This window comes from Pseudoalteromonas sp. bablab_jr011 (assembly GCF_016464045.1).
Lineage (GTDB): Bacteria > Pseudomonadota > Gammaproteobacteria > Enterobacterales > Alteromonadaceae > Pseudoalteromonas > Pseudoalteromonas lipolytica.
The window spans coordinates 81,493-95,346 of the sequence record NZ_JACDWU010000184.1 but is presented as its reverse complement, the minus strand read 5'-3'; the positions used below and the strand labels follow the sequence as shown (position 1 = coordinate 95,346).

Below are 13,854 nucleotides of genomic sequence, written 5' to 3'. Positions count from 1 at the left end.
TAATCATTTTGAGTGATTAAACCAGTCGCTACCTACGTTAAAAATTTCTGATTTAGAACAACTAAATAACTAAATTTTTGCCTTGTTATCAACGCGGTTTTATTGCCTCAAAATAGACCACTTAATTAAGCGGAATGGTATTACTTCGTTGCCGCTTTCATACTGGCAACAAACGCCTTTAAACCACTTAGCATTGCTGCTTGGTCGTCAAGGTTTGCTTCGATGATTTTTACAACCGCAGAGCCTGAAATTGCACCAGCAGCACCCGATTCAAGCGCCGATTTCACATCGTCAGGTGTTGATACACCAAAGCCGAGCAAAGCAGGGGCAGCATGGTACTCTTTTAACTTTTTAACCAATGAATCAGCAGGCATTTGTGCTTTGGTTTCAGTGCCCGTAACCCCCGCGCGTGAAAGCAAGTAGGTATAACCACGGCCGTAAGATGCACACTGACGTAAGGTGTCGTCATCGGCATTCGGGGTTGCGATAAAAATTGGGTCAATGCCATTTTTCATTGCCGTTTGACGAAACAGCTTTGATTCGTGCAGCGGCACGTCAGCCACTAAAATTGAATCAACACCGGCGTCTTTTGCATCGTGATAGAACTTTTCGATGCCCCGTTTAAACACAAGGTTTGAATACAGTAATAAACCGATGGGAATGTCGGCATTGTATTCACGTACTTGTTTAATAATATCAAAACAGTCTTGGGTATTTATGTTCTCATCAAGTGCGCGAATGTTCGCTGCTTGAATAACTGGGCCATCGGCAATTGGATCTGAAAACGGGATACCTAGCTCAAGCGCATCTGCGCCGCCATCTATCAAACTTTTGATGATTTCAACACTGAGCTCTTTATTAGGATCGCCAATGGTGACAAAGGGCACAAACGCACCTTGGTTTGTCTCGTTTAATGTGGCGAACATGTGTCCGTAACGATTAGTTTGGCTCATAGCGCGCCTCCTTCTGATAAAACACTGTGAACGTGAGCCAAATCTTTATCGCCTCGGCCACTTAAATTAACCACTAAAATAGTGTCTTCGGTTTGTTGCTCGGCATATTTCAGTGCATAAGCCAGTGCATGACTCGATTCTAGCGCAGGGATGATCCCTTCATTTTTAGCAAGGAGCTGAAATGCTTCAAGTGCTTCGGTATCGGTAATACCGACGTACTGAGCTCGGCCTGTTTCATGTAAATGAGCGTGTTGAGGACCCACAGCAGGGTAATCAAGGCCAGCAGAAACAGAGTAAGACTCTTCAATTTGGCCATCATTATCTTGCATAATGTACGTATAGGTGCCGTGTAAAATACCTTTCGTGCCTTTACATAAAGTAGCACCGTGCTGGTGGGTATCTAAGCCTTTACCCGCAGGTTCTACACCAATGAGTTTTACACTTGGCTCATCGATAAAATCAGTGAACATACCAATGGCATTTGAGCCACCCCCTACACAGGCTAATACGGCATCAGGCAAACGGCCTTCTGCTTTTAATACTTGCTGTTTTGCCTCTTCACCGATCATTTTTTGGAACTCGCGAACCATGGTCGGGAATGGATGCGGACCTGCTGCTGTACCTAGCAAATAATGGGCATCTTTGTAGTTTGCAGACCAATCACGAAGTGCTTCGTTTACTGCGTCTTTTAACGTACCAGAGCCGGCTGTAACAGGTATAACTTCTGCGCCCATTAACTTCATACGAAACACGTTAGGCTGCTGACGCTCAACATCTTTTGCACCCATATAAACGCGGCATTTTAAGCCAAGTAGGGCACACGCAAGTGCTGTTGCAACACCGTGCTGACCAGCCCCTGTTTCTGCAATCACTTCTTTTTTACCCATGCGTTTTGTTAATAACGCTTGGCCCAGTACTTGGTTGGTTTTGTGTGCACCACCGTGAAGGAGATCTTCACGCTTTAAATACAATTTAACCTTGGGGTTTTTTATTAAGTTTCGGGTTAACGTTAATGGCGTTGGACGACCTGCGTACTCATTCAATAATTTTTCAAATTCTGCCTGAAAAGCAGGATCGTTTTGTGATTTATTAAACTCTGCTTCTAACTGCTTAAGTGCTGGTACAAGCAGTTGTGGTACGAACATACCACCAAATTCACCGAAATAAGCTGGATTTTGCATTCTAACCTCAATAATTTCTGATATGCGAAAACGCATTGTGTAATTTTGTTGGGCATTTTTTACCTGCTGACGCTTCTACGCCAGAATTTAGGTCAAGCCCCTTGGCACCGCGATAAAGCGCTGCATGAATATTCTCTGGATTTAAGCCGCCCGCTAACATAAATGGCACTGTGGCTGTGTCTAATATTGACCAATCAAAGGCTTCGCCAGTGCCACCTTTTTGGGTTTTGCTGTATGTGTCGTATAAGTGGCGGTCAACCCCTTCAAGCGGTTTTGGTAATGTGCCATTTACCGCTTGCGCTTTCCAAATTTCACAGCCAAGTGGTAACTGCTTTCTGAGACTTTGAATATACTCGCTATTCTCATCACCATGTAATTGGACGGCGGCTAATTTTAGGCTTTGTGCGTAGTCAACGACTTGTTCAAGTGGTGCGTTAACAAACACGCCAACATAAGCAAGCGGGGCACTTTGTGTCACTTGTTTCGCGCAGTCAATATCAACATAACGAGGCGATTTAGGGTAAAAAATTAACCCTCCATACACCGCACCACTTTGATAAGCAGCCTCAGCATCTTGTGAACGGGTTAAACCGCACACTTTATTTTCACCTAAAATCACCTTGCGGCAAGCTGCGTCTAAATCGCGTTCAGCCATGAGTGAACTGCCAATTAAAAAACCGTCACATAAAGGAGCAAGGCGTTTTACATCGTTGTGTGTGTATATACCAGACTCTGAAATAACTACTTTGTCGTTTGGTATTAAGGTGCGTAATCGTTCAGTGGTTGCCAAGTCCGTACTTAAATCACGCAGGTCTCTGTTGTTGATGCCAATCAAACGAGCATTCAGTGCAAGTGCACGGCTCACTTCTTCTTCGTTGCTAACCTCAGTCAGCACCGACATATTTAAAGTATCTGCGACGTTATGCAGTGCTAAGTATTGCTCATCATTGAGTACTGACAGCATTAATAAAATGGCATCACCGCCTGATAACCGCGCCAAATACACTTGGTACTCATCGATGAAAAAGTCTTTACAAATAATCGGTTGCTCAACCTGACTGCGCACATACTCAAGGTAGTGATAGTTTCCTTGAAAATATTTCTCGTCGGTTAATACGCTTATACAGGTTGCGTATTTTTTATAGACCGCGGTAATTTCATCTAAGTTAAACGGTTCACGGATAAGCCCTTTAGAAGGCGATGCTTTTTTACATTCTAAAATAAATTGTGTGCCTTTTGCTGCCAGCGCACCTTCAAAATCACGGGTGGTTGGCACAACATCCGCAATGAATGATGTAAGTGGACGCTGTGCTTTTCTGGTTTCAAGTTCGATACGTTTGTCGGCAACAATTTTGTCTAATACGTTAGCCATGACTTACCTCAATAATTGCGTTCAATGTGTTCATCGCGCTGCCAGATGCTAACAACTCGGTTACGTGTTTCGCGGCTGTTTTTAAGTCGCTTGCTTTGCCTGTTAGGTAAAGAAGCGCTGCTACGTTGGCAATAATGGCTGCGTTGTGAGCGTCTTCCCCTTGGCCTTGTAAAATCGCTAAACTGGCTTTCGCATTATATTCTGGGCCTTGACCTGCTAATTGTTCAAGTGAATAGTTTGCAAGACCAAAATCGGTTGCTGTCAGCGTATACTCGGTTAGCTTGCCATCATTGAGCTCAACGACGTTGGTTTCGCCGTGTAGCGCAATTTCGTCGGTACCGGCTCCATGCACTACCATAGCGCGTTGCGTGCCGAGGGTTTTTAGGGTTTCGGCCATCGGTAAGCAAAGAGATGCATCGTAGACACCAAGCAATTGCACGTGGGGTGCGGCTGGGTTGGCAAGCGGACCTAAAATATTAAAAATAGTGCGGCTTTTCAGGGCAGTACGTACCCCCATCGCATGACGCACACCACTGTGATAATGCGGGGCAAATAAAAATGCAAAGCCAGTGTTTTCTAAGCATGTGGCAGCTTGCTCTGGGCTCATATCAATATTGATGCCCAAGGCTTTTAGTAAATCAGCTGACCCCGAGTTACTCGATACGCTACGGTTGCCATGTTTTACCATATTGATACCCGCGGCTGCGGCAACAATGGCAGCCGTGGTACTTATATTAATCGTATTTGAGCCATCGCCACCGGTACCGCAGCTATCGGCTAACAGTGTTTTACTGGTGGTAAATGGCATTGCGTTGGCGCGCATAGATGCTGCAGCGCCAGCGATTTCGTTGCTCGTTTCACCTTTAAATTTTAACGCGATAAGTGCAGCAGTTAGCTCTATATCATTTAATTGGCCATTCATTATTGCATCGAATAAGGCACTTGATTGCTCAAACGATAAGTGTTGATTGGCCAATAATTGGTTTAACGGGGATAGGGTTGTTGCTTCCATGTTATTCCTCTACTGCACGCGTGCGGTTAAAAACTCAATACTTTGCTGTAATAGCAAGGCGCCGTTTGGCGTTAAAATCGATTCTGGATGAAACTGGTAACCAAGTGCATTATCTTGCGGGTGATAAATTGCCATTGGAATATTTTCATACGAGGCAATGACATCGACTGCGTCTGGCACTTTAGTTGCCATGAGTGAGTGATAACGCGCTACTGGCATTTTTTCACCCATCCCTGCAAATACAGGGTGATCAGACAACGCAATAATCGACGATTTACCATGTACGGTTTCACCTGCATGGCCAATCACGCCACCATAACTTTGTGTTAATGCTTGTTGGCCTAAACAAATACCTAGCATTGGGAAACGCCCCTTACAAAGCTCAATTAATGCCATTAAGCAGCCCGCATCTGATGGGGCTCCCGGCCCAGGTGATAACACGAGTAATACTGGCACAGTTTCTTGGCACATTTTGTTATAAATGCTTTGTGCACTGATATTGTTACGGTATACCACTAACTCGCACCCTAACATAGAAAGTTCATCGACTAAGTTATAACTAAATGAATCAAAGTTATCTAAAAAGTAGATTTTATAGGCTGATGGTGTGTTCATTATTGTGCCTCATAAGTCGATTGAATTGCGGTAATCACTGCTTGTGCTTTAGCGCGCGTTTCATTGGCTTCTGACTGCGGGTCTGAATCAAACACCACGCCAGCACCTGCCTGTACATAAGCCATGCCGTTTTTCACAAAGGCTGAGCGAATTACAATACAGCTGTCCATCGCACCATCACCGGTTAAATAACCAACTGCACCACCGTAGCTACCACGGCGCTTTTGTTCTGTTTGACGTACAAGTTCAGCGGCTCGTACTTTGGGAGCACCGACTAAGGTGCCCATATTCATACATGCTTGATACGCATGCAGGGCATCAAGTTCAGGTTTTAATGTACCGACCACGCGTGAAACTAAATGCATCACTTGTGAGTAGCGGTCTACTTTTAATAGCTCTTTGGCATGGCGTGTACCCGGCACGCTTATGCGGGCGACATCGTTACGGGCTAAATCGACCAGCATTAAATGTTCAGCGCGCTCTTTTTGGTCGTTACGTAGTTCAAGTTCAATGCGGCTGTCTAAATCTGGGTTTATTTGTCCATTGGCAAATTTACCGCGTGGGCGAGTACCTGCAATTGGATACACTTCAACTTGCTTGCTATCAACACAATATTTAAGTGCTGACTCAGGCGATGCACCAAATAACACAAACTCTTCGTCGCGCATGTAAAACATGTAAGGACTGGGGTTTTGTTGCTTAAGTTGGCTGTAGGCATGAAGTGAATCTGGGCAGGCAAGAGAAAAAGTACGTGATGGTACGACTTGGAAGATATCGCCATCGACAATGTTCTTTTTTAATTTGATGACATGCTCGCAGTATTGCTCATCGCTGACATCAACCGAGACAGGGCTTGCACCGCTTTGCTTTTGTCCTTGGTATTGCGCTGCGTTGTCACATACGCTGTTCAAGCGTTCTAGCTGCTGACCAACTTCGAAGCAGTTGGCGTGCACTTCTGGGCCGTTAAACACATTACCAATCAACTCGGTGGTTTTGGCTTGATGGTCAATTATCACAAGTGTTTCGGCTAAATAGAAAACATAGTCTGGGCAGCTATTTTCACCTTCAGGTACGTCAGACAGCGTTTCAAAATTTGCGACCATGTCGTAGGCAAACACCCCGCCAAGAAAGACTGAAAAAGGGTTGTCTGTGGTGCTTTTTATACTGTTTATACAGCTACGAAGAGCGCTAAAAGCATTGTCGGCAATCAGTTTGCTGGCTTCGTCAATATCGCTCGCTACTTCGTTGTAGGTCAATGTGAGTGTGTCTTCAATAAGCACTGCATCGCAGTTTTGCACATGGCTTTGTAAATAAGGTAGTAATTGTTTGCCGTTATTTGACTGTGCTGTCAGTGTGACGTGTTTACCATGGCAAACAATACGTAGCGCTGAGTCAACCAAAATTAGGCTTTTGACACTGTCTTTAGAGTCAATTTCTGCAGACTCTAACAGCAGTGAATTAGGTTTATCGAGTAAACTGTATAACGCAAGTGGGCTACTAATGTAGTCACGCACTTGAGTGATACTGGTTACCTCACCCGGTGTCGTTGTTATATGACTAAAAATCAAACCTTATTCTCCCTCATTCCCAAAAATAAAAACCCCGCAAAGCGATGCTTAAGCGGGGTTCGTATAATAATGTCTATAAATTAGATAGACCCTTACCGTCCCGCTAAGCCAGGCGCCACCACCAATGATGTGTAAGAGTTGCTATGTTATTCATTTATAAAACCTTAAAATTTAGATATAAAAAAACCCGCTACATGAGCGGGTTTTGAAATCGTATAGACACGACAATTCGTCACCCGCTAGTTACGAGTGCCACCACCAAATTGTGATTTGAATTGTTTTGTTCATTGTTATTTCTTTTTCAACGTGTCCTAAAGTGCATACAGTAAAGCGTACCTAAGCCGATACTGTCAAGCATTAATTTACAACAATTAGTATAAAATCTTTGTTATACTCCTATCAATGATTCAAGAACTTACGTTAAGCAGTCTTTTCCTTTGATAAAATACGATTTACATAGCCACACCACATATTCTGATGGTCAGCTATCAGTCGAGCAACTATTACACCGCGCGGTTGAAAAAAACATAGATGTGTTCGCAATTACCGATCACGACACATTGGCGGCGATAGCCCCTGCACGTGACATCATTGCGAATGACGATTTACCGCTTAAATTAATTGCCGGTGTTGAAGTGTCAACTAAGTGGGAAAGCTTTGAAATTCATATTGTTGGTTTAAATATCGACGATGAGAATGAAGCCTTGATTTCGCTATTAAGCTCGCAACAGGCGAAGCGTGAAGAGCGTGCTATCGAGATAGGTCATCGCCTCGCAAAAAATGGCTTTGAAGGTATTTATGACGAAGCGAAAGCATTTGCCGACAATGCCCAAATTACCCGCGGGCACTTTGCTCGCGCACTCATTGAGCGCGGCGTAGCCAAAAACTTTCCAGGTGTCTTTAAAAAATACCTAGGCCGTGGCAAAACAGGCTATGTACCAAGTTGCTGGTGCGATATGCAAACGGCGATAGCGGCTATTCATCAAGCGGGTGGGGTGGCTGTTCTGGCGCATCCTGGTCGTTATCAAATGTCGAATAAGTGGTTGCGTAAGTTGATAGTCGAGTTTAAAAACGCGGGGGGCGATGCAATGGAAGTTGCACAACCCCAGCAAGCACCAAGTGAACGCCAGTTTTTAGGTGAGCTTTCTAGAGAATATGATTTACTCGCCTCACAGGGGTCAGACTTTCATTTTCCTACAAGCTGGTTGGAGCTGGGAAAAAATTTATACTTACCCAAAGATTGCCAAGGTGTTTGGCAAGCGTGGGAAGGGCAATAGGAGCGTGTAATGAGTCAGTTTTTTCATATCCATCCAGATAATCCACAACCGAGATTAATTAGTCAAGCTGTTGATATTATTAAACAAGGTGGAGTTATCGTGTACCCAACTGATTCGGGTTATGCGATTGGTTGCAGTATTGGTAATAAACAAGCAAAAGAGCGCATAGAACGTATTCGAGGCATTGAAAAACACCATAATTTTACCTTGGTATGTCGCGATTTATCTGAGCTCTCAACATATGCACGTGTAGACAATCAGCTGTTTAGGCTGATTAAAAATAACACACCAGGACCGTACACCTTTATTTTTAAAGGAACCAAGGAAGTTCCTAAACGTTTACTAAACGAAAAGAAAAAAACCATTGGTATTCGCGTTATTGAACACCCGATTACATGTGCCTTATTGGCTGAATTAGGGGAGCCGTTGATGTCGTGTTCCTTAATTTTACCGGGTGAGCAATTCACTGAAGCTGATCCCGATGAAATTCGTGATCGCATCGAAAAGCAAGTTGATTTAATTATTCATGGTGGTTATCTTCCTGAACAGGCCACTACAGTGATTGATTTATCAGATGATGATATCGAAATTTTACGTGTTGGTTGTGGCGATACTAAACTGTTTGAAATATAGAGACATCATTGACAAGCCCAGAGCGTAATGCCCCAAACGATATACAAGAGCCAGTGCAGCAAAAGCTGCCACTGGCTTTTTTGCATGGCAAAGCGGTGGTCGACAAGCCTGAAGATTTATACATTCCACCCGATGCACTCGAGGTTATTTTAGAGACCTTTGAAGGTCCGCTCGACTTACTCTTGTATTTAATTAAAAAGCATAAATTAGATGTATTAGAGCTGTCGATTTTTAGTATTACGGAACAATACGTTCGCTATGTTGAAATGATGAGTGAGTTTCAACTCGAGCTTGCGGGTGAATACCTAGTGATGGCAGCTTTGTTAGCACAAATTAAATCACGATTGCTGTTACCAAAACATGAGGAACTGGAAGAAGACGACGATCCGCGCGCAGAGCTAGTCAGACGCTTACAAGAATACGAGCAATTTAAAAAAGCAGCAGAAAACCTTGACGAGATCCCTCGAGAAGGTCGTGATATTTTTGTAGCAGAGGCATTAGCCCCCGAGTTTAGCGAGCGTGAAGCGCTATTACCAGACGTCGAAATGAAAGACTTATTACTTGCATTAAGCGATGTAATGGCACGTGCTAAAACATTTGAACATCACCATATCACCGCAGAAGCGCTGTCTACTCGTGAGCGCATGAGCTTAATTTTAGACAAGCTATCCGAAGCCCAATCACAACTACCATTCCATACGCTGTTTACTGTTGAAGAAGACCGAAGCGGTGTCGTTGTAAGCTTTATCGCTATGCTAGAGCTGGTAAAAGAAAACCTCATTAGCTGCTTTCAAGTTGATGCCAATAGCCAGATTTACGTAGGGCTGGTGGAAGAAAGTTAAAGTTTAAAGCTGTCAGAGTTTAGACACCCGTTTTACTGAGAGAAGCTTTTAATCCACTAACCACTGACTATTCTAATGTTACTTGTGCGTATACGCACAGAAGCTGTTTGTTTTACGCTATTTTCATTGTATTACAGCTGAGCTAAGCTGTGTTTAGTTTCATGGTTCTCATGGGAAATGAGTATGTTAAAGAATTCAAAGTCAAGTTACGGCTGGGTAGCTATCTTACTTCACTGGTTAATGGCACTTGGAGTATTTGGTCTGTTTGGCTTAGGTGTCTATATGGTTGAGTTAACCTATTACGATACGTGGTACAAAGGCTCTCTTGATTTACACAAAAGCGTTGGCATTACCTTAGCTGCTTTATTATTGTTTCGATTTGGCTGGCGTTTATTAGGCACGCAACCAGACCCTGTTGCAGGAAGCTCTAAAGCGGTAAACATGGCTGCGCACTCTGTACATAAATTAATTTATTTAGCCCTTATTGTCATTGTTACATCTGGCTACTTAATTTCGACGGCTGACGGCCGTGCGATCGACGTATTTAACTTATTTGCTGTTCCGGCTTTACCCGAGTCGGTGGCTAATCAAGAAGATATTGCAGGTAAAATTCACTTTTATGCCGCGTATGGGCTTATAGGTGTTGTTGTTTTACATGCTTTAGGGGCACTAAAACATCATTTTATCGATAAAGATAAAACCTTAATTAGAATGATCAAACCATTGAAGGATGATTAATATGAAAAAATTATTATTAAGCACAGCACTAAGCGCTGCACTTTTATCTACAGCGAATGCAAATGCCGCAGACTATGTGATTGATACAGACGGTGCTCACGCATTTGTTACATTTAAAATCAAACATTTAGGCTATAGCTGGTTACACGGTCGTTTTAATACGTTTTCAGGTGATTTTAGTTACGATGACAAAGCACCGGATGCATCAAAGATCAATGTCACTATTGACACAAAAAGTATCGATTCGAACCATGCTGAACGTGATAAGCACTTACGTGGTAAAGATTTCTTAAATGTAGATAAATACCCTACAGCGACGTTTAAAAGCACATCAATCAAGTTTGATGAAGAAGGCGATGAAGCCGATGTCACTGGTGAGTTTACACTTAACGGTGTAACAAAAACGATTACTTTTGAAATTGATAAAATTGGCGAAGGTAAAGATCCATGGGGTGGTTACCGTGTTGGTTTTGAAGGTGAAACAAGTTTAAAACTGGCTGATTATGGTATTGATTACAACTTGGGCCCAGCATCAACTCATGTTGATATTGGCCTGTTTATCGAAGGTATTCGTAAGTAACGACTACACGAAACGTGCCGCTTAATGGGCGGCACTTTCATTTCTATCTCTTAACCTTTTTTCTAAGATTGGTTTTAAGTTATCTGGCAACCATCGTACTAAGATATCTTCAAAACTTTGTGTATGCGCTATTTCCTCCAGCGCTTTATCTAACAAGGTAATCATTGCATGGCCTTGTTCATTGTTTGTGCAGCCAATATAACCAACACTTAATTTAGGCGCTTCAGAGAGTGTTAGTTGGGTTAGTTCATTCTCGAATCCCATCGAGTGCGCCAAATAATAATGTTCACTTGGGTATCCTAATAAAATATCAATGCGCTTTTTGTGTAGCATATAAGTTAAGCTTGCAAGGGTATCGCGGCCTGGTCTTGAGATAATATTTGCATCATGGCTTGAGTTAATTACGTTATCTATATTACTGCCAAATGAGCGGCTCATTGATACACCTAATGCAAGGTGTTTGTCGTTAAGTAATGACTTTAGTGATACCGGCTTAGAGGGATCTAAATTAAGTTTTTCAATTAGCTCTTTACGAATCGCAAAGGAGGGTGACAAACCTACAGTGGACGTGTGTGTTGTAAATGCAATGTGTTGTTTGCGATGTTCGCTTTGATATAGAGACAACATGCAGTAATTATTGTGTGGATTTGATAGCTCATGAATGGCACGACTAGCAGGCAATAAAGTGCGTGTGAAAGTGTAATCGGGTAGAGCATTTTTAAGCAGTTTAATGACACTTTCGTCACGTCCCATGCCTTCGTAACGGTCATTCATTATGTAGTAGGGGGCAAAATCAACTACGATCCATTCAATCGTTTTAGATTGATTAGTTGCATTTGCAAAAGGGCACAAAAAAAATAGTAAAAAAAACCATGCCAAACGCATTTTCACTACCTATTCGTAGGTTAAAAATATAAGTGTAGCAGGAATTTAGATAAGCGTACGAAAGTTAAAAACTAAAACGCCAGCGTGGTATGCTGGCGCTTTTTCGGTTTGGGTTTAGTTGGCCTTTAACCATTTTACAAATTGGCGTGCATCGCTCGCCTTTTGGAAGATGGCATTCTTTAGGCCTTGCGTGTCGCTAAAAATTACACGCTGTTTGTTAACCGAAATTGATTGCACTGGATGTGCTATTTGGATCAAAGATCCATTGTATTTGTATGACATAATAAAACTCACTCTTTCTTTTTGTCAGTGTTCTGTAGAGCTTTGTAAGGGAACTTATAATACAGACTGACATTTGTTGTCTTGCCTACAGTGTTGACTATATTTGTGACAGTTTGGTGATAATTTTAAAATTCATCAAAATGTCATTGAGTCACACAGGTGCAAATATTTATACGAATATGCGGGAATTACTGGATCAAGGTAAGGGGTTAACCGCGAGGTTTATAAAAACCAGACGAGTAGACTACTGCAATAAATATTTAAACGCAAGTATTATTTTTCTGGATGTTTATTAGAAACACGCGTATTCTTTACGGGCACAATAATAACAACACAGAAGTACATAAATGAACTACCTTTTGGTGTCAGATATATTCGGAAATACAGCACATTTATCACAGCTTGCGCAGCAGCTTAGTGGCAAAGTCAGTTTGTGTGAACCTTATTTAGGAGAAATACAAACACCGGTTTCTGAGCACGTTCAATATCAACACTTTTTGAATCAGTGTGGTCACGACACCTATCTTGAGCGAGTCTACATTAAAATGGCCGCTGTTAAGCGACCAACTACGATCATTGCCTTTAGTGCGGGAGCATCAGCAGTTTGGCGAGCGCAAGCAGAATTACAAAACCCCTACATAAAGAAAATTATTGCATTTTACCCATCACAAGTTAGAAATCACCTTGATTTATCGGCGACAGTGCCTTGTCAGTTTATTTTTGCGCACAGTGAAGCACATTTTGATATTGAACCGGTGGTGGCTACACTCAGAGATAAACCGAATGTCAGCTGTGAAGTATCACAGTATGCCCATGGTTTTATGAACCCGTTATCTGATAATTTTGATCATGCTGGTTACCAAGCATATATAGAGCAACTTTTCACCAAAAAATGCAATGAACAACTTGTAACGAACTAGTAAAACTAGTCTATAGTCATGAGTAAACAACAATTTAGTTAATGACTATGACTAACCCATATAAATACTGCCATTTTTTATCAAACCCCGTTGCTAAGCCGCCATGCCGCATGATTAACGCGGCAATGTATGGTTTTTTCGTGTCTGCTTGTGAGCAAAAAATGCAGCAATATGTCGATGCGACACTCAATACAGTTGCAAATGATTCTGTGTCATTCAATGTGTTAGGCAGTGTGTGTTTACTCACGTTTACTGATATTGAAAAAATATCGTCTCTGACCCCTCCGTTTTCTGAACAGGGCTGGATGCAAGAAACCGACATTATTATTTGGTTACCTGTTTCTAAAGTGGTTAATGGTGATATTGCCCACCTGTATTGGTATCCCGCCTTCATTAGTGTGAATAATATTTATGCGCTAATAAATGGGCGTGAGGTATGGGGTTACAACAAATATTTATGTGACTATGACATGCCCACACCGGCGAACAAAACATCACGTTTTTCAATTTCATTGCCGTGTTTTGATGTGTTCTCGGCTAATTCAAAGCTTGCAATGCATGAACTATTATCAATTGAACAAGACAATATCAACACATCAGAAAACTTATTAGATAACCTTGCTCTTTTTTCGAAGCGAGTGGCTGATTTTTTTGATGATGAAGTTAAAGGCGTGGATTTTTCATTAATTAAGCAACTGTTTGAGGGGTTTATTCACCCGCAAATGGATCAAATATTGTTTAAGCAATTCCCAGATGGAGAGGGTACAAGTGCCGTTTATCGCTCTGTTGTGCATTCTCCATCAGTGATAAAAAAAATTCACCAACTTAAGTTGTTAACTAATAATTTTACCCTTGATGTGAAGTCAGTAGCGAGTTTTCCGTTGCACGATATGTTTGGTATTCAATTAGGAAGCCAAGCGGTACATTTGCCTTTTTACATCAATATGGACTTTGATCAACTTGGCGCAAGCCAGGTTTTACCTGCGTAAAGGATGA

The 13,854-nt window shown here is 42.2% G+C and carries 14 protein-coding genes; 7 read left to right on the top strand and 7 right to left on the bottom strand.

Annotated features, from left to right (window positions below; genetic code table 11):
- Positions 1 to 140: 140 nt before the first annotated feature.
- From trpA to JIG41_RS10390, 6 genes are read right to left on the bottom strand one after another with little or no spacing between them, the layout of a single operon-like run.
- Positions 141 to 953: a tryptophan synthase subunit alpha gene (trpA, locus tag JIG41_RS10415; RefSeq protein WP_036968988.1), complete on the bottom strand. Its 813-nt coding sequence runs from the start codon at positions 951 to 953 to the stop codon at positions 141 to 143.
- Positions 950 to 2,134: a tryptophan synthase subunit beta gene (gene trpB / locus JIG41_RS10410; RefSeq protein WP_036969276.1), complete on the bottom strand. Its 1,185-nt coding sequence runs from the start codon at positions 2,132 to 2,134 to the stop codon at positions 950 to 952. The genes trpA and trpB overlap by 4 nt, the downstream gene beginning before the upstream one ends.
- 7 nt (positions 2,135 to 2,141) lie before the next feature.
- Complete coding sequence (gene trpCF, locus JIG41_RS10405) at positions 2,142 to 3,506, bottom strand: bifunctional indole-3-glycerol-phosphate synthase TrpC/phosphoribosylanthranilate isomerase TrpF (protein WP_199524695.1); 1,365 nt, start codon at positions 3,504 to 3,506, stop codon at positions 2,142 to 2,144.
- Positions 3,499 to 4,518: an anthranilate phosphoribosyltransferase gene (gene trpD / locus JIG41_RS10400; protein WP_199524694.1), complete on the bottom strand. Its 1,020-nt coding sequence runs from the start codon at positions 4,516 to 4,518 to the stop codon at positions 3,499 to 3,501. The genes trpCF and trpD overlap by 8 nt, the downstream gene beginning before the upstream one ends.
- 9 nt (positions 4,519 to 4,527) lie before the next feature.
- Positions 4,528 to 5,133: an aminodeoxychorismate/anthranilate synthase component II gene (locus tag JIG41_RS10395; protein ID WP_065979808.1), complete on the bottom strand. Its 606-nt coding sequence runs from the start codon at positions 5,131 to 5,133 to the stop codon at positions 4,528 to 4,530.
- A complete protein-coding gene (locus JIG41_RS10390) occupies positions 5,133 to 6,701 on the bottom strand; it encodes an anthranilate synthase component 1 (RefSeq protein WP_075593666.1) in 1,569 nt (522 codons plus the stop codon). The genes JIG41_RS10395 and JIG41_RS10390 overlap by 1 nt, the downstream gene beginning before the upstream one ends.
- A gap of 437 nt (positions 6,702 to 7,138) precedes the next feature.
- Here JIG41_RS10390 and rnm point away from each other — a divergent pair, with 437 nt between their 5' ends.
- The 5 genes from rnm (at position 7,139) to JIG41_RS10365 (ending at position 10,771) form a co-directional block, all read left to right on the top strand.
- Positions 7,139 to 7,978, top strand: coding sequence for an RNase RNM (gene rnm, locus JIG41_RS10385; protein ID WP_075593665.1), 840 nt, complete (start codon positions 7,139 to 7,141; stop codon positions 7,976 to 7,978).
- Positions 7,979 to 7,987: 9 nt separating this feature from the next.
- Positions 7,988 to 8,611 (top strand): L-threonylcarbamoyladenylate synthase, encoded by a 624-nt coding sequence (locus JIG41_RS10380; RefSeq protein WP_199524693.1) that lies wholly within the window; start codon positions 7,988 to 7,990, stop codon positions 8,609 to 8,611.
- Between the two features lie 8 nt (positions 8,612 to 8,619).
- Positions 8,620 to 9,453: a segregation/condensation protein A gene (locus tag JIG41_RS10375; RefSeq protein ID WP_206770751.1), complete on the top strand. Its 834-nt coding sequence runs from the start codon at positions 8,620 to 8,622 to the stop codon at positions 9,451 to 9,453.
- Positions 9,454 to 9,636: 183 nt separating this feature from the next.
- Entirely contained in the window at positions 9,637 to 10,191 is a 555-nt protein-coding gene (locus JIG41_RS10370; RefSeq protein ID WP_036968975.1) for a cytochrome b, read from the top strand.
- 1 nt (position 10,192) lies between these two features.
- Positions 10,193 to 10,771 carry a YceI family protein gene (locus JIG41_RS10365; protein ID WP_036968973.1) on the top strand — a complete coding sequence of 193 codons (579 nt, stop codon included), beginning with the start codon at positions 10,193 to 10,195 and terminating at the stop codon, positions 10,769 to 10,771.
- Between the two features lie 21 nt (positions 10,772 to 10,792).
- Here JIG41_RS10365 and JIG41_RS10360 read toward each other — a convergent pair whose 3' ends face one another.
- On the bottom strand, positions 10,793 to 11,656 hold the full coding sequence (locus JIG41_RS10360) for a TIGR02285 family protein (protein WP_199524692.1): 864 nt from the start codon (positions 11,654 to 11,656) through the stop codon (positions 10,793 to 10,795).
- 629 nt (positions 11,657 to 12,285) lie between these two features.
- Here JIG41_RS10360 and JIG41_RS10355 point away from each other — a divergent pair.
- A complete protein-coding gene (locus JIG41_RS10355) occupies positions 12,286 to 12,858 on the top strand; it encodes a dienelactone hydrolase family protein (RefSeq protein WP_075593664.1) in 573 nt (190 codons plus the stop codon).
- 47 nt (positions 12,859 to 12,905) lie between these two features.
- The gene (locus JIG41_RS10350; protein WP_143474478.1) at positions 12,906 to 13,847 is read left to right on the top strand and encodes an acetoacetate decarboxylase; all 942 of its coding nucleotides are present in this window, start codon (positions 12,906 to 12,908) and stop codon (positions 13,845 to 13,847) included.
- Positions 13,848 to 13,854: the final 7 nt, after the last annotated feature.